This window comes from Salinirussus salinus (assembly GCF_009831455.1).
Taxonomy (GTDB): Archaea; Halobacteriota; Halobacteria; order Halobacteriales; family Haloarculaceae; genus Salinirussus; species Salinirussus salinus.
Window position 1 is genome coordinate 656992 of record NZ_WOWO01000004.1, and the last position, 24675, is coordinate 681666.

At 69.0% G+C, this 24675-nt stretch carries 27 protein-coding genes; 14 read left to right on the forward strand and 13 right to left on the reverse strand.

The window, feature by feature from the left end:
* Positions 1–42 precede the first annotated feature (42 nt).
* Entirely contained in the window at positions 43–1203 is a 1161-nt protein-coding gene (locus GN153_RS17195; protein WP_159904949.1) for a 5-(carboxyamino)imidazole ribonucleotide synthase, read from the forward strand.
* Between the two features lie 6 nt (positions 1204–1209).
* Here GN153_RS17195 and GN153_RS17200 read toward each other — a convergent pair whose 3' ends face one another.
* Positions 1210–1773: a hypothetical protein gene (locus GN153_RS17200; protein ID WP_159904951.1), complete on the reverse strand. Its 564-nt coding sequence runs from the start codon at positions 1771–1773 to the stop codon at positions 1210–1212.
* An 84-nt stretch (positions 1774–1857) separates the two neighbouring features.
* On the opposite strand from GN153_RS17200, the gene GN153_RS17205 reads away from it, so the two are divergent.
* The 7 genes from GN153_RS17205 to GN153_RS17235 all read left to right on the forward strand — a co-directional run bounded on the left by GN153_RS17205 (position 1858) and on the right by GN153_RS17235 (position 8532).
* A complete protein-coding gene (locus GN153_RS17205) occupies positions 1858–2499 on the forward strand; it encodes an AIR carboxylase family protein (protein WP_159904953.1) in 642 nt (213 codons plus the stop codon).
* Positions 2500–2724: 225 nt separating this feature from the next.
* Positions 2725–3147, forward strand: coding sequence for an NADH-quinone oxidoreductase subunit A (locus tag GN153_RS17210; protein WP_159904955.1), 423 nt, complete (start codon positions 2725–2727; stop codon positions 3145–3147).
* The gene (locus GN153_RS17215; RefSeq protein WP_159904956.1) at positions 3144–3839 is read left to right on the forward strand and encodes an NADH-quinone oxidoreductase subunit B; all 696 of its coding nucleotides are present in this window, start codon (positions 3144–3146) and stop codon (positions 3837–3839) included. The genes GN153_RS17210 and GN153_RS17215 overlap by 4 nt, the downstream gene beginning before the upstream one ends.
* Before the next feature lies 1 nt (position 3840).
* The gene (locus GN153_RS17220; RefSeq protein ID WP_159904957.1) at positions 3841–5517 is read left to right on the forward strand and encodes an NADH-quinone oxidoreductase subunit D; all 1677 of its coding nucleotides are present in this window, start codon (positions 3841–3843) and stop codon (positions 5515–5517) included.
* Positions 5514–6551, forward strand: coding sequence for a complex I subunit 1/NuoH family protein (locus GN153_RS17225; protein ID WP_159904958.1), 1038 nt, complete (start codon positions 5514–5516; stop codon positions 6549–6551). Before GN153_RS17220 ends, GN153_RS17225 begins: the two co-directional genes overlap by 4 nt.
* Before the next feature lie 10 nt (positions 6552–6561).
* Complete coding sequence (locus tag GN153_RS17230) at positions 6562–7023, forward strand: NuoI/complex I 23 kDa subunit family protein (RefSeq protein WP_159904959.1); 462 nt, start codon at positions 6562–6564, stop codon at positions 7021–7023.
* Between the two features lie 291 nt (positions 7024–7314).
* Positions 7315–8532, forward strand: a complete 1218-nt coding sequence (locus tag GN153_RS17235; protein WP_236544842.1) for an MFS transporter — start codon at positions 7315–7317, stop codon at positions 8530–8532.
* 21 nt (positions 8533–8553) lie between these two features.
* On the opposite strand, the gene GN153_RS17240 is transcribed toward GN153_RS17235, so the two are convergent.
* Positions 8554–9156 carry a PaaI family thioesterase gene (locus GN153_RS17240; RefSeq protein ID WP_159904960.1) on the reverse strand — a complete coding sequence of 201 codons (603 nt, stop codon included), beginning with the start codon at positions 9154–9156 and terminating at the stop codon, positions 8554–8556.
* Positions 9157–9314: 158 nt separating this feature from the next.
* On the opposite strand from GN153_RS17240, the gene GN153_RS17245 reads away from it, so the two are divergent.
* A complete protein-coding gene (locus tag GN153_RS17245) occupies positions 9315–9524 on the forward strand; it encodes a dodecin (RefSeq protein WP_159904961.1) in 210 nt (69 codons plus the stop codon).
* Between the two features lie 15 nt (positions 9525–9539).
* Here the strand turns inward: GN153_RS17245 and GN153_RS17250 are convergent, their stop codons facing one another.
* From GN153_RS17250 to GN153_RS17605, 3 genes are all read right to left on the reverse strand, one after another.
* A complete protein-coding gene (locus GN153_RS17250; RefSeq protein ID WP_159904962.1) occupies positions 9540–9902 on the reverse strand; it encodes a HesB/IscA family protein in 363 nt (120 codons plus the stop codon).
* Positions 9903–10301: 399 nt separating this feature from the next.
* The gene (gene hisD / locus GN153_RS17255; protein WP_159904963.1) at positions 10302–11582 is read right to left on the reverse strand and encodes a histidinol dehydrogenase; all 1281 of its coding nucleotides are present in this window, start codon (positions 11580–11582) and stop codon (positions 10302–10304) included.
* Between the two features lie 92 nt (positions 11583–11674).
* Positions 11675–12424 (reverse strand): DnaJ domain-containing protein, encoded by a 750-nt coding sequence (locus GN153_RS17605; protein ID WP_201287942.1) that lies wholly within the window; start codon positions 12422–12424, stop codon positions 11675–11677.
* A 125-nt stretch (positions 12425–12549) separates the two neighbouring features.
* On the opposite strand from GN153_RS17605, the gene GN153_RS17265 reads away from it, so the two are divergent.
* From GN153_RS17265 to GN153_RS17275, 3 genes are all read left to right on the forward strand, one after another.
* Positions 12550–13467: a TIGR03571 family LLM class oxidoreductase gene (locus GN153_RS17265; RefSeq protein WP_159904965.1), complete on the forward strand. Its 918-nt coding sequence runs from the start codon at positions 12550–12552 to the stop codon at positions 13465–13467.
* A gap of 101 nt (positions 13468–13568) precedes the next feature.
* Positions 13569–14528: a ribonucleotide-diphosphate reductase subunit beta gene (locus GN153_RS17270; protein ID WP_159904967.1), complete on the forward strand. Its 960-nt coding sequence runs from the start codon at positions 13569–13571 to the stop codon at positions 14526–14528.
* Between the two features lie 84 nt (positions 14529–14612).
* Positions 14613–15182, forward strand: a complete 570-nt coding sequence (locus tag GN153_RS17275) for an NADPH-dependent FMN reductase (protein ID WP_159904969.1) — start codon at positions 14613–14615, stop codon at positions 15180–15182.
* 35 nt (positions 15183–15217) lie between these two features.
* Here GN153_RS17275 and GN153_RS17280 read toward each other — a convergent pair whose 3' ends face one another.
* The 3 genes from GN153_RS17280 to GN153_RS17290 form a co-directional block, all read right to left on the reverse strand.
* Positions 15218–16702 (reverse strand): MATE family efflux transporter, encoded by a 1485-nt coding sequence (locus tag GN153_RS17280; protein WP_159904971.1) that lies wholly within the window; start codon positions 16700–16702, stop codon positions 15218–15220.
* Positions 16702–17307: a TetR/AcrR family transcriptional regulator gene (locus GN153_RS17285; RefSeq protein ID WP_159904973.1), complete on the reverse strand. Its 606-nt coding sequence runs from the start codon at positions 17305–17307 to the stop codon at positions 16702–16704. The genes GN153_RS17280 and GN153_RS17285 overlap by 1 nt, the downstream gene beginning before the upstream one ends.
* A gap of 82 nt (positions 17308–17389) precedes the next feature.
* The gene (locus tag GN153_RS17290; protein ID WP_159904975.1) at positions 17390–18253 is read right to left on the reverse strand and encodes a hypothetical protein; all 864 of its coding nucleotides are present in this window, start codon (positions 18251–18253) and stop codon (positions 17390–17392) included.
* A gap of 328 nt (positions 18254–18581) precedes the next feature.
* On the opposite strand from GN153_RS17290, the gene GN153_RS17295 reads away from it, so the two are divergent.
* On the forward strand, positions 18582–19187 hold the full coding sequence (locus tag GN153_RS17295) for a TetR family transcriptional regulator C-terminal domain-containing protein (protein WP_159904977.1): 606 nt from the start codon (positions 18582–18584) through the stop codon (positions 19185–19187).
* 157 nt (positions 19188–19344) lie between these two features.
* On the opposite strand, the gene GN153_RS17300 is transcribed toward GN153_RS17295, so the two are convergent.
* The 3 genes from GN153_RS17300 to GN153_RS17310 all read right to left on the reverse strand — a co-directional run bounded on the left by GN153_RS17300 (position 19345) and on the right by GN153_RS17310 (position 20602).
* On the reverse strand, positions 19345–19524 hold the full coding sequence (locus GN153_RS17300) for a hypothetical protein (protein WP_159904979.1): 180 nt from the start codon (positions 19522–19524) through the stop codon (positions 19345–19347).
* Entirely contained in the window at positions 19521–19874 is a 354-nt protein-coding gene (locus GN153_RS17305) for a HalOD1 output domain-containing protein (RefSeq protein WP_159904981.1), read from the reverse strand. The genes GN153_RS17300 and GN153_RS17305 overlap by 4 nt, the downstream gene beginning before the upstream one ends.
* A gap of 86 nt (positions 19875–19960) precedes the next feature.
* On the reverse strand, positions 19961–20602 hold the full coding sequence (locus tag GN153_RS17310) for a helix-turn-helix domain-containing protein (RefSeq protein WP_159904983.1): 642 nt from the start codon (positions 20600–20602) through the stop codon (positions 19961–19963).
* Between the two features lie 315 nt (positions 20603–20917).
* Between GN153_RS17310 and GN153_RS17315 the strand changes: the two genes are divergently transcribed.
* Complete coding sequence (locus GN153_RS17315; protein WP_159904985.1) at positions 20918–23653, forward strand: cation-translocating P-type ATPase; 2736 nt, start codon at positions 20918–20920, stop codon at positions 23651–23653.
* Between the two features lie 145 nt (positions 23654–23798).
* Here the strand turns inward: GN153_RS17315 and GN153_RS17320 are convergent, their stop codons facing one another.
* Entirely contained in the window at positions 23799–24143 is a 345-nt protein-coding gene (locus GN153_RS17320) for a DUF5615 family PIN-like protein (RefSeq protein ID WP_159904987.1), read from the reverse strand.
* A 1-nt stretch (position 24144) separates the two neighbouring features.
* On the reverse strand, positions 24145–24438 hold the full coding sequence (locus tag GN153_RS17325; protein ID WP_159904989.1) for a DUF433 domain-containing protein: 294 nt from the start codon (positions 24436–24438) through the stop codon (positions 24145–24147).
* Positions 24439–24675: the final 237 nt, after the last annotated feature.

Sequence of the window (24675 nt, forward strand, 5' to 3'; positions counted from 1 at the left end):
CGACGCGTGACGCTTAAGCGGGTCGGTCCGGAACCGGGCGGTATGTCACTGGGGTCGCCCGGGCCCGTCCTGGGTGTGGTCGGCGGCGGACAGCTCGGACGGATGCTCGGGGAGGCGGCCGGCCCGCTCGGCGTCGAGGTCGTGGTGTCGGACCCGACGCCGGACTGCCCGGCCACGCCGGTCGTCCGCGACCAGGTCGTCGGCGACTTCGACGACGAGGCGGCCATCCGCGAGCTCGCCGAGCGCGCGGACTACCTCACCTTCGAGATCGAACTCGCGGACCCCGACGCCATGGAGCGGGTGTCCGAGGCGACGGGGACGCCGGTCCACCCCGCCCCCGACACGCTGCGGGTCATTCAGGACAAGCTCGTCCAGAAGCGCCGCCTGCAGGAGGCCGGCGTCCCGGTCCCGGAGTTCCGGGCGGTCGACACCGAGACGGAGCTCCGCGAGGCCCTCGACGACCTGGGGTACCCGGCGATGCTCAAGGCACGCGAGGGCGGCTACGACGGCCGGGGGAACGTCCCCGTCGAATCCCCCGGGGGGGTCGCCGAGGCGTTCGAGGCCATCGACGGCCCGGCGATGGTCGAGGCGTTCGTCGACTTCGAGCGCGAGCTGGCGGTCATGGGCTGTCTCGGCGAGGGGGAGCGCGACACCTTCCCCGTCACCGAGACGGTCCACCGCGAGGAGATCCTCCGGGAGACCGTCTCGCCCGCTCGCGCCTCCGAGCAGGTCCGGGAGCGCGCCCGCGAGGTCGCCCGGGACGTCCTCGACGTCATGGAGGGGCGGGGCGTCTACGGGATCGAACTCTTCGAGACGGCCGACGGGGAGGTGCTGCTCAACGAGATCGCGCCCCGGCCACACAACTCCGGGCACTGGACTATCGAGGGCTGTCACACCTCCCAGTTCGAGCAACACGTCCGCGCCGTCACCGGCCGGCCGCTGGGGACGACCGAGCGCCGCGTCCCAACCGCCAGCGCGAACGTTCTGGGCGACGTGGACGAGCGCCAGCCCGCGACGCTCCGGGGGGTCGACGACGCGCTCGCCCGCCAGCGGCTCGCGCTGCACTGGTACGGCAAGCGGGAGGTCTACCGGCTCCGGAAGATGGGTCACCTCACGCTCCCCGCGGCCGGCGGGGACAGCGACCCGACGGCGCTGCTGGAGGCCGTGCGGACAGTCCGGGACGGGCTGACCTTCGAGGCGTAGCCCGGGCTACGGGACGAGCCGGTTCGTGAGGTACGCGGCGCCGGCGCCACCCAGGACCGCCCCGACGCCCACCGTGAGCGGGTACAGGACGCCGATGCCGCCGAAGTTCCGCGGGTCGAGGGGGGCGCCGGTGAGCGCGCGCAGGACGAGCAGCGCCACGAGGGGGACGCCGAAGCCTGCGGCGGCGCCGGCGCCGCCCGTCGCGCCCACGGACAGCGACGGCCCGTCCAGGCGGAGGGCTGCCACGACCCCCGCGAGCGTCGCCACCACCGGCGACAGCACGACGACCTCGAACAGGGCGTTGAGGGCGACCTGCGTCGGCGAGAGGGCGACCGTCGGCCCCTCCGCGAACCCGCGAGTCTCCCCGAGCACGGACTGGAGCGCGCCCGGGAGACCGAACGCGAGGACGAGAAGGGCGAACAGCGCCACGCTGTAGGCCACGAACCGCCCCCGGTCGGTCGCTCTCAGCCACCCGCCGGCCCGCTCCCACGGGAACTGCGGGTCCCACTCCGCTCGCTCGCCGGCCGGCGGGTCCCCGTCACTCTCGTCGGCTGGAGGGCCTGCACTCATACGCGCACGGTTACGACCCCGAAGGATATGTTTTCGGGGAGAGACGGGGGAACGCTTACGGGCGCGACCGCCCCACCGTCGTGCATGACCGACGCCGTGCAGTCGCTGGTCGACCAGCTCCACGAGCAGGCGGCGATGGACCGCCCGGACGCCGGGACGCCCGAGATAGGCGTCATCATGGGTTCGGACTCGGACCTGGACGTGATGGCCGGCTCCGAGGAGGGTAGGCCCGGTGCCTACGACGTGCTGACCGAGCACCTCGGCTTCGCGGAGCAGACCGACTACGGGGACCCGCCGGAGGCACGCTTCACCTTCGAGACGTTCGTGGTCTCGGCCCACCGGACGCCGGACCTGATGTACGCCTACGCGGAGACGGCCGAGGCCCGCGGGCTCGACGTCATAATCGCCGGTGCCGGAGGGAAGTCGGCGGACCTGCCGAACATGACCGCCTCCATCGCCTACCCGCTGCCCGTCGTCGGCGTCCCGGTCCAGGAGAAGTCCGTCGACTCGGTGATCGGGATGCCACAGGGGGCGCCGCTGGTCGCGGTCGACGCGGGGAAGTCGTTCAACGCGGCGCTGTCGGCCGTCCAGGTCCTCGCGCGCGAGCACGAGGAGCTGCGCGAGCGGCTCGTGGCGTATCACGAGGGGCTGCGCGAGGGCGTGGGAACGGTCTCGCGGGACCTGCACGAACTCGGGACGCCGGGCTTTCGCGAACGGGACGGGTGAGCGGACACCGTCGGTGCGGTCGTGGTGGGGTGCTGGCCGCGCGCCCGGCCCGAGACACCGCGCTCGCGGCCCGCTCGGCCCGGCGAGCACCCTCGCACGGGTGGACACCCGGCCAGTTCCGGCCGGCCGGGTCGACCTTTTTGTGCGCCGTCGGTCGTTCTACGGGGCGGAAATGAATCCTTATATGGGGGCACTCCAAAGAAGCGGACGATAGGAGCCACCGGTATGACAAACGCATGGATCGCCATCGGGGCACTCGCCGCAGTCGCCATCATCATCCCGCTGAGTATGATGCTGATATCGTGGCTGTTGCGGCCGAGCGTCCCGGAACAGGGGAAGCGCGCTACCTACGAGAGCGGCGAGATCCCGACGGGCTCCAGCAGGTCGATCAAGTTCAACATCCAGTACTACATGGTCGCCCTGCTGTTCGTCGTCTTCGACATCGAGACCGTCCTGATCTTCCCGTGGACAGTCATCTACAGCGACGCCGTGAGTCAGGCGGGGCTGTTCAGGGCGCTGGTCCCGATGCTCGCGTTTATCGGGATCCTCGTCGTCGGGCTCGCGTGGGCGTGGCGCAACGGCGCTGTCGAGTGGGTCCGCAGCGAGCGGGCTGACGACCAGCGCATCGAACGGACCGAGGGATCATGAGCAAAAACGAACTCCACGACACGCTGGACCAGGCACAGAGCACACAGGAGGCACGGATGGGCGAGGGCGTCGACAGCCGCTTCAACTCGAAGCTCCGGGAGGCCTTCGGGTCGACCCCCTTCATCCTCACCAAGTTCGACAAGTTCATGAACTGGGTTCGGGGGTCCTCGATGTTCATGCTGCTCTTCGGGATCGCCTGCTGTTCCATCGAGATGATGCACACCTACGCGGTCAAACACGACCTCGACCGCTTCGGTGCGGGCGTCCCCCGCGCGTCGCCGCGGCAGGCCGACGTGATCATCGTCCCCGGGACGATCGTCTCGAAGTTCGCCCCCCGGATGAAGCGGGTCTACGACCAGATGCCCGAGCCCAAGTTCGTCGTCTCGATGGGCTCGTGTACCATCTCGGGTGGCCCGTTCCAGGAGGGGTACAACGTCATCAAGGGCGTCGAGGAGGTCATCCCGGTCGACATCCACGTTCCCGGCTGTCCGCCCCGCCCCGAGGCGCTGATCTACGGGATCGCCAAACTCCAGGAGCGGATCGCCAACGGCGAGACCGCGCCGGTGACGGTCAAGCCGTACGAGCTGGAGCAGTTCGGGGACCTGGAGCAGGACGAGCTGGTGACCAAGCTGGCCGACCAGGTCGACGAGGACGACCTCGTGATGCGGTACAACTGGGCCAACTCGCCATAACATGAGTCTCGAAGAACCACAGCAACCGGACGCGGGGGTAACGGCCGAGGGCGACCTCGACTACGACGAGCTCGCGGACCTGCTCGGCGAGCGCGTGCTCGACCGGGAGGAACACGTCAACGCCGAGGGGTTCGTCGTCCGACCGGACGAGGTCGAGGACACCCTCTCGACGCTGAAACAGGAGGCGGGCTTCGACCACCTCTCCTGTGTCACCGCACAGGATTACCAGGACCGCTACGAGTCGATCTACCACCTCAAGAAGTACGACGACCCGACCCAGGAGCTGTCCGTGGTGGTGCCGACGACCCGCGACGACCCGACGAGCGAGTCCGCCGCGGGCGTGTTCGACACCGCCAACTGGCAGGAACGGGAGGCTTTCGACCTCGTCGGGGTCGATTACGAGGGTCACCCCGACCCCCGGCGGATCCTCCTGCCCGAGACCTGGCAGGGCCACCCCCTCTCCCAGGACTACAACCAGGACAAGCCACAGATCGTCCCGCTGCGCGAGCACGCCAACCCCGTCGAGGAGCGGACGGAGGTGCCCGAGGAGTCGGACACGATGTTCATCAACATCGGACCCCACCACCCCGCCACCCACGGCGTGCTCCACATCAAGACGACGCTCGACGGCGAGCAGGTCGCCGACGTCGACCCGGACGTGGGCTATCTCCACCGCTGCGAGGAGCAGATGTGCCAGCAGTCGACCTACCGCCACCAGATCATGCCCTACCCCGACCGGTGGGACTACATCTCGGCCGGCATCCTCAACGAGTGGGCCTACGCCCGCGCCGCCGAGGACCTGGCGGACCTCGACGTTCCGGAGTACGCCCAGGTCATCCGGACGATGTCCGCGGAGATGTGCCGGATCGCCGCCCACCTGCTGGCGATCGGCACCTTCGCGCTGGACATCTACGGCGACTTCACGGCCATCTTCATGTACGCCATCCGGGACCGCGAGGTCCTCCAGAACCTGCTGGAGGAGCTCACCGGTCAGCGGCTGATGTTCAACTACCTCCGGCTGGGCGGGGTGGCCTGGGACCTGCCCGAGCCCCGCGAGGAGTACTTCGAGATGGTGCGCGATTTCCTCGACGAGTGGCCCTCCCGGCTCGAGGAGTATCACAACCTCCTCACCTCCAACGAGCTGTTCCAGATGCGCGTGGTCGACACGGGCATTCTCCCGCCGGAGGAGGCGAAATCCTACGGCGCGACCGGGCCAGTGGCGCGCGGGTCGGGGATCGACTACGACCTGCGCCGGGACGACCCCTACGGCTACTACGACCAGCTCGACTGGAACGTCGTCACCGACGACGGCTGTGACAACTTCGCGCGGGCCTCGGTGCGGCTCCGGGAGATGGAGGAGTCGGCCCGGATCATCGAGCAGTGTGTCGACCTGCTCGAGGACTGGCCCGAGGACGAACGCGAGATCCAGTCCAACGTCCCCCGCACGCTCAAGCCCGACCCCGACACGGAGATCTACCGGGCCGTCGAGGCCGCGAAGGGGGAGCTGGGGATCTACATGCGCTCGGACGGGACCGACAAGCCCGCCCGGTTCAAGATCCGCAGCCCCTGCTTTTGCAATCTCCAGACGCTGCCGGTGATGTCCGAAGGGGAGTACATCCCCGACATGATCGCCGCGCTGGGCAGCCTCGATATCGTGCTGGGTGAGGTGGATAGATGACGCTGCCGGAGACGATCAACGGGCTGTTGCCCATCGGCGGCCTCGCCGGCGAGGTGCTCGCGGCGTTCATCGGCGCCGCGCTCATCGGGACGATCATGCTCGCGAACACCGCGGTCGCGGGCCCGTGGGCGAAACGGAAGATCACCGCGAAGTTCACCGACCGGATCGCGGTCAACCGCGTTGGCCCCGCGGGACTGTTGATCATCGTCGCCGACGCCGTCCGACTGCTCGCGAAGGAGCTCGTGGTGCCGGAGGGCGTCGACCGCCCGGCCTGGGACTTCGCGCCGCTTCTGATCGCCTCTTCGGCGCTTCTGGGCTTTGCGGTCATCCCGATGGGGAGCGGGCTCCAGCTCGCCGACCCCGACATCGGGCTCGCCTTCGTCTTCGCGGTCGCGTCGATGGCGTCGCTGGGGCTGTTGATGGCCGGCTACGCGTCGAACAACAAGTACTCGTTTCTGGGCGGGCTGCGCGCGGTCGCACAGAATCTCGCCTACGAGATCCCGCTCGTGCTGACGGGCGCGTCGGTGGTCATCTTCACCGGCACGCTCCAGATGTCGGAGATCGTCGCCGCCCAGCAGAGCGCACTCTTCACGCTCGGCCCCATCACGATCCCCTCGTGGTTCGCCTTCGTCAACCCCTTCGCGTTCGTTCTCTTCATGATCGCGAACCTCGCGGAGGTCGGGCGCAACCCCTTCGACATCCCGGAGGCGCCGACGGAGATCGTCGCCGGCTACCAGACCGAGTACTCCTCGGTCTACTTCGTGCTCGTCTACCTGGGGGAGTTCGTCCACATCTTCCTCGGCGGCGCCATCGCGACGACGCTGTTCCTCGGTGGCCCCGCGGGACCGCTGCTGCCAGGCTTCGTGTGGTTCCTGATCAAGATCTGGGCGGTGTTCCTGTTCACCCAGTGGGCGCGGTCGGCGCTGCCCCGGGTACGGATCGACCAGCTCATCCAGATCGGCTGGAAGGGGATGCTCGTGCTCTCCTTCGCCAATCTGGTGCTGACTGCGGTGATCGTGGGAGCGATCGCATAAGGAGGACATCATGATAGGGATACTGAAATCGATGGCAACGACGATGAAACACGCACTCGACGGCAAGACGTTCACCGTCGAGTACCCGGAAGACGAGCCGGAGGTCTCCCCGCGGTTCAGGGGGGTCCACAAGTTCAGCCAGGAGCGGTGTATCTGGTGTCGGCAGTGCGAGAACGTCTGCCCGAACGACACGATCCAGATCGTCACCGACGAGCAGCGCAACGGCGAGCAGTACAACCTCCACATCGGGCAGTGCATCTACTGCCGGCTGTGTGAGGAGGTCTGCCCGACCGACGCGATCATCCTGACCCAGAACTTCGAGTTCGTCGCCGACACCAAAGACGAGTTCGCCTACAACAAGGAGGACCTCAAGAACGTCCCCTGGTACAAGGACATCGACCCGCTCGAATCGCGGGAACCGGACCGCGGGGCGTGGATCGGCGAGGGCGAAGGCGACGTGGATTACCAGTAGGCACAAATCATCCGCGCGCCGCAGGCGCGCGGTTCGCGACCGTGGATTCGATCTGCGCACTCTGCGTTAGTGGTCCCCGTGTGAGTACCGGACGCGACCGAGCGAAGCGAAGGAGCGTCCGGCTTTTTTCGCCCACGTTTTTGCGGTGAGCGAGTTGCGGGCCGGCGGCCCGCAACTACACGCCGTGGCGGCGAAGCCGCCACGCGGTGGCGAGCGGAGCGAGCCACCCGAACCGCAAAAAGGTGGTTATGAGACAGAACATACAGGGGAGGGCCCGTCGAAGGGCGCGGCGTGTCCCAGCCGACCGAGACTGCCACGTCGGGAGTTCCGTGGACGTCGTGGCTCCTCTACGTCATCCTGGCGAGTTCGCTGATGGGCGTGATGGGCGTGTCGCTTCTGAGCCCCGTGCTCCCCGAACTCAGGTCGGTGTTCGACGTCACGGACGCACAGGTAGGGCTGCTCATCACCGTCTACACGCTCCCCGGGGCGCTCATCGCCCCATTCGCCGGCCTCGCGGCCGACCGCTTCGGCCGCCGGCGCGTGCTCGTCCCGCTGCTTGTCACGTTCGGGGCCGCGGGCGCCGGGATCGCCTTCGTCACCGACTTCCGGTACGTCCTCGCGCTCCGGTTCCTGCAGGGCGTCGGTGCGAGCGCACTGATCACCCTCGCAGTCACCATCATCGGCGACGCCTTCGAGGGCACACAGCGGGACGCGCTGATCGGGCTGAACGGGAGCGCGACCAGCGCCGGCGCCGCAGTGTACCCGCTGGTCGGCGGCGCGCTGGCGGCGGTCCGCTGGAACGTCCCCTTTCTGTTCTTCGGCGTCGGTATTTTCGTCGGGGTCTTCGCGCTGTTCGTGCTCGACCCGACGCCGAAAAGCGACCCGGACTCGGTGTCCACCTACCTCGGCCGGCTGGGGGCGGTGGCGCGGCTGCCGAGCGCGCTCGCTATCTTTCTCGCGCTCTTTACGGCGTTTTTCGTCTTTTACGGCGCGGTGCTCACCGCGCTTCCGCTGCTGTTGAGCGACCAGTTCGGTCTCACATCCAGCGAGATCGGCCCGCTGCTCTCGGCGGTCGCGGTCGCGAGCGCACTGGTCTCCTCGCAGTACGGCCGCGTCGGACAGTGGCGGGCGCCGGAGGAGCTCGTGGCGCTCGGGTTCGTCGCCTACGGCGTGAGTCTGCTCGGCGTCTGGCTCGCGCCGACGCCGCTTCTCGTCGGAGTTGCGCTCCTGGTCTTCGGGGTCGGTTTCGGGGTCCTGATCCCCTCTATCGACACGACGGTCGTCACGCTCGTCTCGGCGGACCTGCGGGCCGGGATGATGGGGCTCCGAACGAGCGTCCTCCGGGTCGGACAGACGGTCGGGCCACTGGCCTTCACCGCGACCGCCGAGAGCTTCTTTACGTCGACGGCCGCCGGCTACCGGACGCTGATCGTCGCCGGCGGGGTCGCGGCCGTCGTCGCCGGGCTGGGCGGGTACGCGCTCCTGCGGCGCCACCCCGCCTTCGCGTGACCGGGTCGGTCGCCTGCCCGCTCACCGTCCCTCGGCGCGCTCCCCGCGCAGCACCATGTAGGTCGTCGACAGCCGGGCGACGAGTTTCCCCTCCGAGTTACGGACGCTACACTCGACGAGGCCGAGCGTGCGGCCGCGGTTGACGACGGTCGCGCTCGCCTCGAGGCGGTCCTCGAAGACCGGCCGCAGAAAGTTCACCTTGAGTTCGAGATTCGTGGTCGACTCGTCGGGCTCCAGAGTCGTCCCGAACGCGAACCCGGTGGCGGTGTCGGCCAGCGCGGTGATGATCCCGCCCTGCACGGGGCCGCCGCGGTTCGCGAAGCGCGCCCCGGCGTCCATCGCCAGCGTCGCCTCGCCCTCACCGACGCTCACTACCTCCCACCCGAGCATGGCACCGACCGGTGACTCGGGTGCGCTCCCGGCTGCCGGCCCGCCGTGGGGGCTGTCGACCTCCCCGGCGCGCCGCGCCTCGGCGACCGCCATCTGTTCGCGGACGCCCAGCTCGCGCTCCAGTGCCTCCGCGAGCACGCTCTCGGGGTCGCCATCGAGCGCCTGCAGCCGCTCGTACTCCGACGCGTCAAGCGACAGTTCGACCGTGTGGTCCGTGTCCTCTGTGTCGGCCATGGCGGGCGCTCGCCCGGCCGCGAGAAAACGGTTCCGCCCCGGCGTTGCGAGTCTCCGCAACGTCACCCCCGAAATCTATATCATTGACGCGACACGATATCCGACCCCCGCACGGCTCCTTCCGTGGCCGTGTCGGGCACGAGAACACGGTGACACCCATGGTTTTCAAGAAAGTGACCCTGATCGGGACGAGCGGCGACAGTTTCGAGGGTGCGGTCGACGACGCCATCCACCGCGCGGAGATGACCCTCGACAACATCCACTGGCTCGAAGTCAAAGAACAGGGCGTCGAACTCGCGAGCGTCAACGACCGCGAGTACCAGGTCGAGGTGGAGGTGGCCTTCGAACTCGAGGGGGCTGCGGAGTAACAGCCGCGGCGCAGTTTACGTCCGGAAGCTCTCGCCGCAGCCACACTCGCTGACGACGTTGGGATTCTCGACGTGGAACCCCTCGCCCTGGAGGCCGCCCTCGTAGTCGAGGACCGAGCCCTCGATGTAGTCGAGGCTGGCGGGGTCGACGAGGATGCGCAGACCGTGGTGCTCGGTGACGGTGTCGTCGGCCTCGGGCTCGTGCTCGAAGCGCATGCCATACGAGAGGCCGGCACAGCCGCCCTGCTGGACGTACAGGCGCAGGCCGCCCTCCGAAGCGTCCATGCCCTCCCGTTCCATGAGGTCGAGCGCCTCCGAGGCGGCCTGCTCGGTGACGGCCACTGCGTCCTCGGGTGCGCCCTGCTCGACGGTGCTCATGGCCCGTCATACTGGGGGCACGCCCAAAACGGTGTCGGCGCTAGGAATCATATTGGATTCGAGAGCTGCTGCTGAGGGTCGAAAAGCTTCCGTATCCCCTGAATCCCCGGACGCTGACCGAGAGAGCCCCGAGCCGCTGGACGGCTGCGACTCGCTGTGCGCGCTCCCTGCGGTCGCGTGCTTGCGTCGTCTCGCTCGTCCAGCGGCTCGCCCCTCTCGACCCCGCCCCAGCGCCACTCACCTCCCCAGCCGACTGCGCTCCTCGTCGCTCGCGTTGCTCGCTCCTGTGGTGCTCATCCCTCGCACGAAGCTGTCGCGGACGGAGCCGCGACAGCTTCGTGCACCGGTGGCGGGGGGGCAGGGTCTGTTTCGCTCGTCTCGGTTCCGTTCTGGTCCCCCTCACTCCCCGAACCGCTTCTCGACGCTCGCGGCGTGGCCCTCCAACCCTTCGGCGGTCGCGAGCGTGGTGACGGTCTCCCGCAGGTCCGCGAGCGCGTCCTCGTCCAGCCGCTGGACCGTCGAGGAGCGCATGAACGTGTCCACGGAGAGCCCGCCAGTCGTGCGGGCCGCGCCGCCGGTCGGGAGGACGTGGTTCGGGCCGGCGGCGTAGTCGCCCGCGGCGACGGGGCTGTACGGGCCCAGGAAAACGGAGCCGACGCTGTCGATCCGCTCTAAGAGCGCCTCCTCGGTCGTCTCGTCGGCGGCGACGATCGAGAGGTGCTCGGCGGCGTACTCCTCGGCGAAGAGGGCGGCCTCGCTCGTCGAGCGCGCGAGGAAGACGCCGCTGGCCTCGTTGTCGAGGGCGCCCTCGATGACCTCCCGGCGTTCGCGCTCGACGATCTGGGCCTCGACGGCGTCGGCGACGGCCGCCGCCAGCGCCTCGTCGTCGGTGACGGCGGCGACGGCGCTGTCGGTGTCGTGCTCGGCCTGGGCGACCATGTCGGCGGCGACGAGTTCCGGGTCGGCGCTCCCGTCGGCCACCACGAGCAGCTCGCTCGGCCCGGCCAGGAAGTCGATGGTCACGTCGCCACGCACCTCTGCCTTGGCGGCGGTCACCCACCGGTTGCCCGGGCCGGCGATGCAGTCGACAGCGCTGACGGTCTCGGTGCCGTAGGCCAGCGCCGCCACGGCCTGCGCGCCGCCGACCTGGTAGACGGCGTCCGCGCCGGCCACCTCGATGGCAGCCAGCGTCGCGGGGTTGAGCTGTTCGGCCGGCGGGGTGGCGACTGCGATGTGCTCGACGCCCGCCACGTCCGCGGGGATGACACCCATCAGGGCGCTGGAGGGGTACGCGGCCGTGCCGCCGGGAGCGTATATCCCGGCGCTCTCTAGGGGCCGAAAGCGCCGACCGAGCTCCCGACCGGAGAAGTCCTCGCGCCAGTCCTCGGGGCGCTGGCGCTCGTGGAACGCCCGGATGTTCTCCGCGGCGGTCTCGATGGCCGCGAGCACGTCGTCGTCCACCCGGTCGACGGCGCGCGCCGCCCGGTCGGTCACGTCGATGTTGCCCACGTCGACGCCGTCGAACTCCCGGGCGAACTCGCGGAGCGCGACGTCGCCCTCCTCGCGGACCCGGCCGACGATGTCGCGCACGTCCTCCCGGACCGCGTCGATGCCGGCCGACCGCTCGAAGGCCGCCGCCCGCTCGCCCGGCCCGAGGTCGGCGATGGGTCGAACGTCCATGCCTCCTCTATCGGCGGGCCGCACAAACGACTTGCGTGTCCCGGCAGCGGGCCTGCGTCCCCTCAGGGGGCGATGCTGTGCCCCGACCCCGCTCAGGCGTAGACTCGCGAGAGGAGGTGGGCGGCCGAGGCCAGCAGCGTCACCACGAGGACGACGACGGCCACCGCCAGTGCTGGCAGGCTCATGTCGAGATGGGCCGCGCCGGCGTAGCCGAACCAGGCCGTCGCGGCGGCGCTCGCGACGAGGACGAGATGCACGAGCGCCCAGGGGCCGACGCGGCGCCCGACCGCCACGACCCGCCGCCACAGCGGGTCGCGCTCCCGGCCCACGACGTCCTCAGAGCCGACCCGGTGGTAGGCCGCCGCCGTCCCCCGCTGGCGCCGGCCCCGCCGCCCGCGGCCGGCCGTCGTTTCCGAGACTCCCGAAGCGGCCGCCGCCGACTGTCCCGGTGCCGTCGTTCCTGATGTCGTGGCCCCGGCCGCGTCCGGTTCCGTCGTGGTGCCGGTACTCGCCGCAGCCGCATCCGTCCCGCCGGTGTCCGTTCCGTCGGCATCCGCTCCACTGGCGTCCGCGTCCGTCGCGTCGTCTTCCGCCGCCCACACGCTGGCGTCGACGTGCGCCCGGACGTAGGCCGCGTGGCCGAGGTCGTCATAGCGTCCCCGCTCCTCGTCGTCGACCAGGACGTCCCGGGCGACGGTGAGCCGCGCGAACTCCCGCGGGGCGTCGGGGTCGTCGGCCACGTCGGGGTGGACCTCCTTGACCCGCTCGCGGTAGGCCCGCTCGACGGCCTCCCCGTCGACGCCGGGCTCGACCCCGAGGACGCTGTAGAACGTCTCGGCCATGCGTGTGCGTCGGACGCACGTACGTGACCCCGGCGCAAAGAGGTGTCGCCGACCCGGGTCCGCGGACACCCACGCACGTGCTCGCGGACCCACACGCACATGCCCGTGGCCGCCCGAGCGTGCCCATGGCCGACCACGCGAACGCGGGCTACGAGCGCGCCTTCGGGACCGACGACCTCACCTTCGGCCTGGGGTTCCCGCTCACCGGCAGCAGCGAGACGGTCCCCGACGCCGAGGCGGAGATGGCGCTCGCCGCCCACGCCGAGGACGTCGGGTTCGACGCGCTGTGGGCGCGGGACGTGCCGCTGTACTGGCCCCGCTTCGGCGACGCGGGCCAGAGCTTCGACGTCTGGCCGTGGCTGAGCCACGCCGCCGCCCACACCGACGACGTCGCCCTCGGGACGGCGAGCGTCGTCCTCCCGCTCCGGCATCCCCTACACGTCGCCAAGGCCGCCGCCTCCGTCGACCGCCTCTCCGGAGGGCGGCTCCTGCTGGGTATCGCCACCGGCGACCGCGACCCCGAATACCCCGCCTTCGACGTCGACCCCGGCGAGCGCGGTGCGCGCTTCCGGGAGACCGTCGAGGTGTTGCGGACCGTCTGGACCGGCGAGTTCCCCGAGGTCGACACCGACCGTGTGACGCTGGAGGGCGAGCTGGACCTGGTACCCGAGCCGACCGCCGACACGGTCCCGTTGCTCCCGACGGGCCACGCCCGCCAGGACCTCGCGTGGACCGCCGAACACGGCGACGGCTGGCTGTTCTACCATCTGCCTGACCGGACTCTCGAGACCTACCTCGACGACTGGCGGGAAGCGGCCGGCGACAAACCCTACGCGATGGCCGTCCGGACGGAGCTGGCCGAGGACCCGACCGCCGACCCGGAACACGTCCACCAGGGCTACCGGGCCGGCAGCGAGTGGTTCGTCGAGTACTTCCGTGACCTCGACCGGACGGGCGTCGACCACGTCCTGGTCTCGGCCGGCGGTGACGACCCCCGGCAGGCGGTCACCCGCTTCGCGGAGACGGTCGTCGACCGGGTCTGAGCGCCTGTAGAGCCGGATCGACTCACACGCGACCCCACGACCCGCGCCCCCAACTATCACGGTAAATTATTTCACACTGGGGCGTGTGAACTCACAATGTCATGGCAATTGATTTCGCGAACAAGCAAAAGCCGTACGAACTGTTCGACAAGGCCAAACGCCAGGGGACCTGGGACCCGCTGGACATCGACTTCAGCGAGGACAAGGTCCACTGGGAGGAGGGCTTCTCGGAGGCCCAGAAAGACCAGATCATGGGCACGTTCGTCGGCTTCTACGAGGGCGAGGAGTCGGTGACGCGGACGCTCGTCCCCTACTTCACCATCGTCGACAAGCTCGAGGACGCTCCCTTCGACACCGTCCAGGAGGAGATGTTCCTCAGCACCCACCTGATGGAGGAGGCCAAACACACCGACTTCTTCGCCCGCTACTTCGAGGAGGTGCTGGGCACCCAGGAGACCCACATCGACGACTACGAGGAGTCAGACTACTGGCAGAACCCCGACCTGAAGGAGTTCCTGGTCGACGACCTCGAGGAGATCGGCGAGCGGATGCGCCAGACCGCCCGGACCGGCGACCAGCACGAGCTCCGGTACATCCTCGGCGAGGGCGTGATGCACTACATGGGGATCGTCGAGGCCCAGCTCGCCAAGGCCGGCTACGAGATCTTCGAGAACGTCTTCTCGGACATCTCCGACGACCTCGGCACGGAGATCATGCCCGGCTTCCAGGAGGGGATCAAGCTGGTCCGCCAGGACGAGGGTCGCCACATCACCAACGGCCGGTGGGTGATGAAGAAGCTCGCCGAGGAGGACCCCGACATCGTCACGGAGGTCTACGAGCCGAAGATCCAGGAGTACCTCGAGCGGCTGACCGGGCCCGAGAACGCCTCGGACGACCGCTACGAGGACTACTCTTTCGACATGGCCCAGCTCCAGCGGACGGTCTCCAACGCGAACCTCCAGCAGACCATCGAGTACATCGGCCCCGAGAAGTTCGACAGCTTCGGCGCCGACTTCGACATCGGCGCCTACAGCGGCGGCGCGGCCGCCGCCGGCGACTGAGGGACCGACCCCCGGGGTCTGTCCGATCGCTTACTGGACGCCGCTTCAGCGAACCTTTACCGGTCGCGCGCCCCAGTCGGGGGCATGGACCGCCCCCACGTCGTCGCGATAAGCGGGAGCCGTCGGTCGGGAAGCTACACCCGCCGGAGTCTCCGGCTCGCGCTCGAGGCCGCGGCCGACGCCGGCGCCCGGACCGACCTGCTCGACCTCCGCGAGCTCGACCTGCCGCCGTTCGACCCGGACGCCGCCGAACCCGACCGGGTGCGGACGCTCAAGCGACGCGTGCGCGAGGCCGACGGCGCCCTCTTGGGCACGCCCGTCTATCACGGCTCCTACGCCTCGACGCTGAAGGACGCGCTCGACTACTGTGGCCGCGACGAGTTCCGGGACACGACCGTCGGCCTGCTCGCGGTCGCGGGCGGGGGCAGCTACGCCAGCACGCTCGACCACCTCCGGGTCGTGGTCCGGACGGTCCACGGCTGGACGGTCCCACACCAGGTCGGCATCCGCAACGCCGCCGACTACTTCGAGGGCGAGGAGCTGGTCGACGACGGGCTGGCCCGGCGCGTGGAACGACTCGGGCGGGAAGTCGCCGCCAACGCCGATGTCGAGCCCGCGGCTCGGACCGAGGTACACGCTCCGGGGGAGCGGTAGCCCCGCGCTGCGGGGCGCCGCCCTCCGTTCCGTGCTCAGTCGTCGGTCGGCGCGCTCTCGGTACCGACCTCGCCGGCGTCGGCGTTTGCCTCCGTGAGGTCGCCTTCCCGCCAGGTGCCGCGACGGTACCACGCGTAGGCGAGCGTCGCCCCGACGACGTTGGAGACGGCGAAGGCGACCCAGATACCCGTCTCGCCCAGCGGGGTCGCGGCGACCCACGCGACCGGGAACCGGACGACGCCGAGCGTGGCTACGGAGATGGCCGCCGCCGTGAGCGTCTTGCCGGCGCCCCGGAAGCTGCCCGTGTAGGCCCGCATGATGCCGATGAACCCGAAGGTCAGCGCGACGACCCGGAGAAAGGCCGTGCCGACCTCGACCACCCGGTCGGCGTTCTCCTGCCCGGCGCCGACGAACACCGAGACGACCGGCTCGGGGACCAGGAAGACGAGGATCCCCCCCAGCGTGAGCACGCCGAACAGCACCTTCGCGGCGAGGGTCGCGGCTCGCTCCGCGCGGTCGGGCTTGCCGGCGCCCATGTTCTGGCCGGTCATCGTCTCGACGCCGCGGGCGACGGCGATCGCCGGGAGGAAGACCACCGAGAAGACGCGGGTCCCGATGCCGTAGGCGGCGACGACGGGGTCCGGGAACATCGCGACGATGAACAGCAGGAGGTTCATCGACAGCGCGCGCCCGGTCCCCTCGACCGAGGCCGGCACGCCGATCCGGGCCAGTCGCCGGAGGTAGTCGAGGTCGGGCACCATGTCGCGGAGGCGGATCCGGACCCCGCGCGTCCCGCGGAACATGACCGCGAGACCGACGACCAGCGCGAGCCCGCGCGAGAACACGGTCGCGACGGCGGCCCCCTGGATCCCGAGTTCGGGGAAGGAGACGGTGCCGACAAGCGGTGCGTTCTCGACGACCGTCCACCCGAAGATCAGGAACGGGTCGATGACGATGTTGAGCACGACCGACCCGAACATGACGAGCATCGGCGTTATCGTGTCGCCGTAGCCCCGCATGAGCGCGACGAAGACGAAAAAGCCGAACATGAAGACGAGCCCGAGCGAGATGACCTCCATGTAGCTGGCGGCTCTGGGCAACACGTCGGGCGAGGCGCCCATCAGCTCGAGGAACCGCTCGACGACGAAGTAGCCGCCGGCGCCGAGCAACACGGACCCGATGACCGCGAACGCGACGGTCTGCGAGGCGGCGTACTCGGCCTGGCGCTCGTCGTCGGCCCCGGTGTACTGGGCGACGAGGACGCTCCCGGCGACGGAGACCCCCATCCCCAGCGAGATGAGCAGGAAAACCATCGGGAACGCGAAGCTGATCGCCGCCAGCGCGTCGGTGCTGTACTGGCCCAGCCAGAACGTATCGGCGAGGTTGTACGCGGTCTGGAAGAGGTTCGTCACGACGATCGGCATCGAGAGGAAAAACAGCGGCTTCCCGATCCCCCCGGACGTGAGGTCGAACTCCTCGCGGCCCCGGAAAAGCGACCGGACGCGGCTCCACGGGCCCATCAGCGACCCGCCTCCGTCGCCGCGGAGCGGGCGCCGTCCGTCGACAGTAGCTCGACGTACTCCTCCACCGCGCGGTAGCGCTCGTCGGCCGGCCGGTCGGCCACGACGCCGCGCGCCCGCGCTCCCTCGACCAGTGTGGCGAGTCGCTTTGCCGCACGACCCGGGTCGACCGCGTCGTCGAATTCGCCGCACTCGATGCCGTCCTCGACGACCGCCTCGAGCCGGTCGACGAGGAACTCGTCGAACCGCCGGAGGTGGTGACGGACGGTCTCGTCGTACGGCGCCTGCGCCCGGACCTCGAGCAGGGCGGTTCCGAACCCGGGACCGGCGTGGGCCCCGTCGTCGAGCACCAGCTCGAGAAGCGAGTGAAGCCGCTCGCGTCCGGGCGTGCCGTCGACCGAGCTGGCCGCCTCCGTGTACCGCTCGTAGAGGTAATCGAGAAACGCCGCGAACAGTTCGTCCTTGCCGTGGTAGTGGTAGTGGATCGTGGCTTTACTCCTGTCCGACTCCGCGGCGATGTGTCTGAGGGTAAGGTCAGCGTATCCGTGCCTGCAGAGCGCCCGGTGGGTCGCCGCGAGGAGCTCGTCGGCTGGCTCGTCGCTCATTCCGGTCGCCCAACTTACTAACTAGTTAGTCAAATATCTTTGGAACTCCAGTCGCTCCGGCGGGGCCCGTAGCCGGCGTGGCTCACTTCGCGGTCTCGACTTCCAGCCACGGCACCTCGACGAGCGGCGGGATGTGGGTCTCGATGTGGTGTTCCCACACCCCCTCTTCGCCGAAGGCCTCGCCGTGGTCGGCGGTGACGACGACCCGCCCGTCGAGCTCCGGAACCAGCTCCGCGACGGCCTCGAGCACGATGCGGAGGTTCTCCTCGTAGAGCTCCATGGCGGCCTCGCGGGTGCCGTTTCGGACCACGGCAAGGGGGTCGAGTTCGAGCCACAGTCCCGATTTCTGGACCAGCTGGCTCCCCTCGAGGAGGCGCTCGACTCTCGGCCGGACCCGGTCGGCCAGCCTCGTGAGGAGCCCGCCGGTCGACCCGTCGTCGGCCTCCCCCTGCTTTCGGATCCCGCTCTGGATCCGTCTGAGCTTCTGCCCGCTCCCGCGGGAGAGATACGGCGCGTGTGGCTGCATGTAGTGGACGACCGTGCGGTCGGCCCGGTCGACGATGTCCTCGTGTCCCCGGAGCGACGACGCGAGACTCCCCGGCGGGACCGTCCCGAGTTCGTCGTCCCAGCCGTGGTCCCACACGTCGACGACCTCGTCGATGTGCTCGTTGGCGGTCCACTCGTAATCGCAGCTGGCTCCCCACTTCAGTTCGTCGAGCGCGATCCCGAGGTCGTTGATGAAGGGGTTCCCGGACAGGTAGGCGATGTCGTGACTCCCGGTGAACGTCCGGGAGGCCCACTCCGGCGTCGACGACCCGATGCTGCGCCGCTTCTCGAGCGTCCCCGCGAGGTAGTCGTCGTAGAGCCGGCTGAACACGTCGTAGCGACACGCGTCGAGCACGAGACAGTAGTCCCACTCGGATTCGAGAAACCGGTGCTCTTCCATCCGCTCAGCCTCCTCCTCCGACACCGGTCGGCTCCGACGCCCGTCCCGACCACGGGATGTCGGGACGACACCGCGGTCTAACCGACTGCCGGTCCGATACTCCCCGCTCCGCTGCTGCCGTCCTGTTCTGACCCATTGGTACTGGTTTGTCGCGACCGGCTTGAATGCCCGGGTACGTGCCGGTCGTCGCTGGTGTGTGTTGCAATACCACACTTACTGACCAGTTAGACAAAAGGCTTTGGAAACGGCGACGGACGCGGGCTGAGACTGGCGGCCCCCGGCGACCCGGGCAAAACCCATATTTACCACACCCTGCAGGTGCGTAGTAATGGCCGACCCGCCGGACCGCTCGTTCTCGGACGCCGAGGAGGAGATCATGCAGGCGACCTACCGCGCGCTCAGCGAACACGGCTACGCCGACCTCACGGTCAAACGGATCGCCGCGGAGTACGGCAAATCGACTGCCGCCATCCACTACCACTACGACACGAAAGACGACCTGCTGGCGGCGTTTCTCGACTTCCTTCTCGACCAGTTCACCGACGCGGTCCACGAGGTCGAGACGACCGACCCCGAGCGGCGCCTCGACCTCCTGCTCGACAGGCTGCTCGTCGACCCCGAGGACCACCGCGACCTGCTGGTGGCCACGCTGGAGATGCGGAGCCAGGCGCCGTACAAGGGGGCGTTCGCCGAGCGGTTCCAGCAGAACGACGAGTACGTCCGGTACCTGCTCCGGACGGTCATCGACCACGGAAGCGGGGAGGGAGTGTTCCGGGAGGACGCCGACGCGGAACACGCCGCCCGCGCGCTCATGACGGTGGTCGACGGGGCCCGGACCCGGGCGGTCGTCCTGGACGACACCGACGCCCTCGCGACCGCCAGACGGACGGCGGCGGAGTACGTCTCCGCCGTGCTGGTCGCCGACGACGACTGATACGGGCTGCTGTACGTCATCACCACATCGACCGACGTCGGGCGGTCGTCGCGGGAAACAGCTGGGGCAATCCGTATGAGGCGGCCCGCTGGAAGCTGTGTACGGCGTCCGCGGACGGCCCCCACCGGCGCCATCCGAAGGTGTCGGCGCCGGAGCCTCACTCCCCGGACGTTCGGACTTCGGTGACGACCACGTCCCAGTCCGGGCGGTCGCCGCCGGCGTGACACGACCACCCGCCCTCGACGTCGACGCCGTTCGCGTCGGCGCGCCCGAGGAGTTCCTCCAGTTCGGCGTTCAGTTCCGCCCCGGATGCCGGCGACCACTCCCCGTCGGTCATCCGGCGTTGACTCCCTCACTCCGGACGCCGACCCGCTCGTCGGAGGTCACTGTCACCGCCCCGTGAGTGTCGACGCTCACCGTCCGGCGTTCGAGCGACAGCGTGACCTGGACGCTGCTGCCCGCCATCGCGCTCCGGGGGCGCCCGAGCGCGTCGAGCGCGTCGGCGTCGACCACAGCCCCGAGCGGCTCTATCTCCTCCGGGTCGATCCCGGTCGCCGCCGACACCGCCGCGACGACGGCCATGCTCGCGGGGGTCGTGTCCTGGTCGTACTCGAACCGGGTCACCTCGGGCTCCCAGTCGGGTGTTACCTGTTCCAACTCGACGCCGGCTCGCGTTACCGTACTCATCTACTCGAACAGAGCGGACACGGCAGATTCAACTCCTGCACTTACTATACAGCAGATATATACCGGTGCCGGGAAGCGGGCCGCGGCTACTCCTGTACGAGCGTCGCGGCGATCAGCCGCCGGTGGCCGCGTCTGAGCCGGGAGGACAGCGACTGCTGGGTGATCCCGAGCGCGTCGGCGACCGCTTCCAGCGAGGTTGCGCGCGGCGAGTCGAAGTACCCCCGTTCGTAGGCCGCCACCAGTGCCTCGCGCTGTTTGTCGGTCAGCTCGTACCCCTCGCCCTGTATCGGAAGCAGCGCGTGAACGGCGGTGATGTGGATCGGGATGTCGTGTTCCTGGCAGTAGCTCCGGAACTCGCCTATCTCCTCGTGGCCCTCGCCGCGGACCTCGAAGGTCCACCCCTCGCTGGTCCCCGTTGCCGAGAGCACGACGAGCCGGGCCTCCGAGAGGGCGCTCAGGATGCCCACGTACTCCCGGTCCCAGGCGGCGCGCATGAGGTACTCGTCCTCGAGGCTGTCGACGAGCCCGACCTCTCTCACGCCGGCGTGGCTCTCGAAGGCGGCCTCGATGTCCGTCATCTCCTCGCCGCGGACCCAGAAGTAGGGGACGATGAGGGCGTCGTGGGGAACGAGCCGCTCCAGTTCGACTGTCGCTCCCGGCAGGTTCTCGAAGATAGTCCCGAGGGGAAACGCCTCGGCCGGGCTCGTGAACTCCAGGACGGTGGCCATACCGTGGGTTCCGGGGGCCGGCGGAAAATTCCCCTGCGTGACCTACCAGGCTCGGGCTGGGAGCCGCTCACGCGTCCCGGTCCAGAACCCCCCGGCGACGGTCGGGTGTGGCTGTCCGGCGCCCGTACTGACGGTTGAGCTGAGCAGCCGGAGCGACCCCCGAGCTGAAGAGGACCGTCTCCGGGAGCCGGAAACCGCGTCTCGACCCTGATCCCGGATGCAAAACACCCTCGAGTCGGCGTATAGCGGGCCAGCTATCCACACAGTACTGGCCACTGGCTACTAAGTTCTCACCTGGCGTACCTCCGGTATCCGATGGCCGGCCCTTCCTCGGCGGACACCGAACACTGGTACTCCACGGGGCTCGGCCAGGTCTACGACGCGCTCGACGCGGACTCCGGGGGACTCTCGACGGAGGAAGCCACACGCCGGCGTTCCGAACACGGGCCGAACCGGATCCCGAAGGCCAAGCCGACCACTGTGTGGGAGGTCTTCGTCCGTCAGTTCAAGAACCCGCTCATCTACATCCTCGGTCTCGCTGCAGTCGTCTCCTTCGCCATCGGCGAGGGGACTGACGCCGCGTTCATCGCTGCGGTGTTGCTCGTCAACGCGCTGGTCGGGGGTATCCAGGAGTGGCGTGCAGAGCGCAGCAGCCAGGCGCTCCAGCAACTCATCCGAACCCGCGCGACGGTGGTCCGGGACGGGGAGACGCGCGACGTCGACGGCGAGGACATCGTCCCGGGTGACGTGGTGCTCCTCGAATCGGGGTTCCGCGTCCCGGCGGATATCCGGCTGGTCTCGACACACGGCCTGGAGGTCGACGAGTCGGCACTCACCGGCGAGTCAGCCCCCGTCCTGAAAGACGCGGACTGGGAGGGGGACGACCGGACCGTACTCGGTGACCGGGACAATATGGCGTACGCGGGCACGGTGGTCAACCGTGGCCGTGGCCGCGGCGTGGTCGTCGAGACCGGTGCCGACACGGTGGTCGGCCGGCTGGCCGAGGACGTCACTGCCGTCGAGGGTGGTCAGCCGCCGCTCGTGACCCGCATGGAGCGGTTCACCCGGGCCGTCGGGCTCGTCGTGCTCGTGGCCGCGGCACTCACCGCGCTCCTCGGCGTTTTCCTCCAGCAGTACGACGCCGTCGAGATGTTCCTGTTCGCCGTCGCACTGGCCGTGTCGGCCATCCCCGAGGGGCTCCCCGTCGGGATCACCGTCGCGCTGGGTGTCGCCAGCCGGCGCATGGCGACGGTCGGTGTCATCGTCCGTCGGCTGGTAGCCGTCGAGGGGCTGGGCAGCTGTACGATGATCGCCTCGGACAAGACCGGGACGCTGACGGCCAACGAGCTGACCGTCACCCGGGTCCAGCTCCCCGGGGGCACCACGCTCGAGGTGACCGGCGAGGGGTACACACCCGAGGGTGACGTCCTTAGAGATGGACACCCTCCGGAACCGGAGCGTGCGGACGAGCTGTCCCGTCTCGCCCGGGCTTCCGTGCTCTGTAACGAGGGACACCTCTCCCGGCGCGACGACGGGTGGACGTGGCGCGGTGACCCGACGGACGTCGCGCTGCTCGCGTTCGGTCGCAAGCTCGGATGGTCCCGCCAGCCGGCGCTCGATGCACACCCACAGACCGGCGAGGTTCCCTTCGAACCGGAGCAGCGGTACGCGGCGACGTTCCACCGGGCGGACGGGGGGACACGGGTATTCGTCAAGGGGGCACCCGAGCGCGTTCTGGAGATGTGTACGGACGCGAGCGAGGGGGCGTTCTCACGGTCGGCGCTCGAACAGCGGGCGACCGAGATGGCCCACGACGGCTACCGCGTGCTCGCCGTCGCCGACGGACGGCTGGAGTCCGAGCCGGGCCAGCTTCCGTCCGAACCTGCCGACCTGACCTTCTTGGGCTTTCTCGGGATGGTCGACCCGCTTCGCTCCGGCGTCGCGGAGGCGGTCGCGTCGGCACAGCGGGCCGGCATCACGGTCACGATGATCACGGGCGACCATCCGGAGACGGCACTCGCTATCGCCCGCGAACTCGGGCTCGCCGAGTCGGCAGACGAGGTCACCACCGGGACCGAGCTGATGGACGCCTCGCGGGAGCGGCTCGCGGAACTCCTCGAGACGACCCGCGTGTTCGCACGCGTCTCGCCCGACCAGAAACTCGAAATCGTCGAGGCCGCCCGGGGCCTCGGGCACTACGTCGCCGTGACGGGTGACGGCGTCAACGACGCCCCGGCACTCCGCCAGGCGAACATCGGCATCGCCATGGGAAAGATGGGCACGGACGTCGCCCGCGACGCGGCCGAACTCGTCATCAGCGACGACAACTTCGCGACGATCGTCGCGGGCATCGAACAGGGACGGGTGGCCTTCGACAACATCCGCAAGGTGATCTTCCTGCTCATCTCCACCGGTGCCGGCGAAGTGGTGCTCGTCCTGTTGAGCCTCGTAGCCGGCCTGCCGCTGCCGCTGTTACCCGTCCAGATCCTCTGGCTGAATCTCGTCACGAACGGGATCCAGGACGTCGCTCTGGCGTTCGAACCGAAGGAGGGAGACGTACTGGACCGTCCGCCGCGCCCGCCGGACGAGCGGGTCTTCAACCGGGTCATGGTCGAGCGGACGCTCGTCTCCGCGCTCGTGATCGGCGTGGTCGGGTTCGGGGCCTTCGTCTGGCTGCTCGACCAGGGACTCTCCGAGGCTGCCGCTCGCAACCACCTGCTGTTACTCGTCGTTCTGTTCGAGGTCGTCAACATCGGGAACGCCCGGTCCGAGACGACCTCGCTGTTCCGGCTGTCGCCGCTTGGGAGCCCGATACTGCTCGCCGGGACGGCTGCGGCGTTTCTGGTCCACCTCGGGGCGATGTACTTCCCGCCCGCCCAGGCGGTTCTCGGAACGGCACCTGTCGCGCTGGAACAGTGGCTCATCCTCGGAGCCGTCGCCCTGACCATCGCGGTCGCGGTCGAACTCCACAAACTGAGCTGGAAGATGCGATACCCCCCGCGCTCCGGGACGGAAGAGCCCCCTTCGAACACTCAGGAGACGGAGGTGTAGCGGCCGGAGGGGCCAGACCTCTCGCCGGTGTTCTCGGTCCCAGAATGCACGCCCGGAACACTACCGGGCGAGGACCTACTAGTAGGCTCGGTGGAAGTGTCTTGGCTGATTTGAAGATTCAACGTCGTACAATCAGTATCCTCGATCAAACCCACGGGTCGAGTTCCTCGCGTCCACCGAACGAATCACGATTCTGATACGCGTCGGTCATCGTAATTAGGCCAGCCGCGACCTGATACGCCGGCATCGTATCGTCGTAGAGGAGAACGACACCAGTATGAGCTCCGGATGGTAACCCACCGAAATCCTTCACGTCGCTCGTCAGGATAATCAGTTCGTGTTCTCGGGCGTACGGTAAGACGTCCGCCTTGTCATCGGCTCCTTGCCAGAGGGCATCACGGACGTGCTCGGCGTGGATCCCTTCCTTCTCTAAATACGTCGCCATCTTCGGATCGATGTTCTCATCGAGAAGAAAGCGCCACCCGCTCATCTCAGGCGGTATCGGGATCGACGCCTTCGGGACGGTCGATCGACTCGCGGAAGTCCGCTATCGCATCGTCGCGCTCGTCTTCTACGTCACGCATCTCTCGCGGATGATCGTGATAGTACGCCAGCGCGTGGTACACGTCAGCTACGTCAAGATCGTACCGATCGGCAACAGCTTCGGGGCTTTCACCGCGTTCTTCGACGAGGGCGTACACCTGGCGGACGCTGACTCGACGGCCTCGAATATGGGGCTCGCTCATCAGCTCGTGTGCGATCCGCCGGGATTCTCCCTCGGACATATCTACACGTTGCTGCTACTCCCGCAAAAACATACTGCTGACTGGGCTGGCGAGAGTTTCCTCTCAGAGAGTGTCTGTGAAATGTACGCCCGGAACACTAACGACCGGCGTCATCCCCGGGCGGTGTGCCGCGTCGGCCGGCTAACCCTCGTGCCGGGCGGGGGACGCCGGTGTGGCGTCCCCGGTTGCCCTGACGGCGCGAGCCGTCCGGGCGGGAGGCACCGCCAGGCGCCTCCG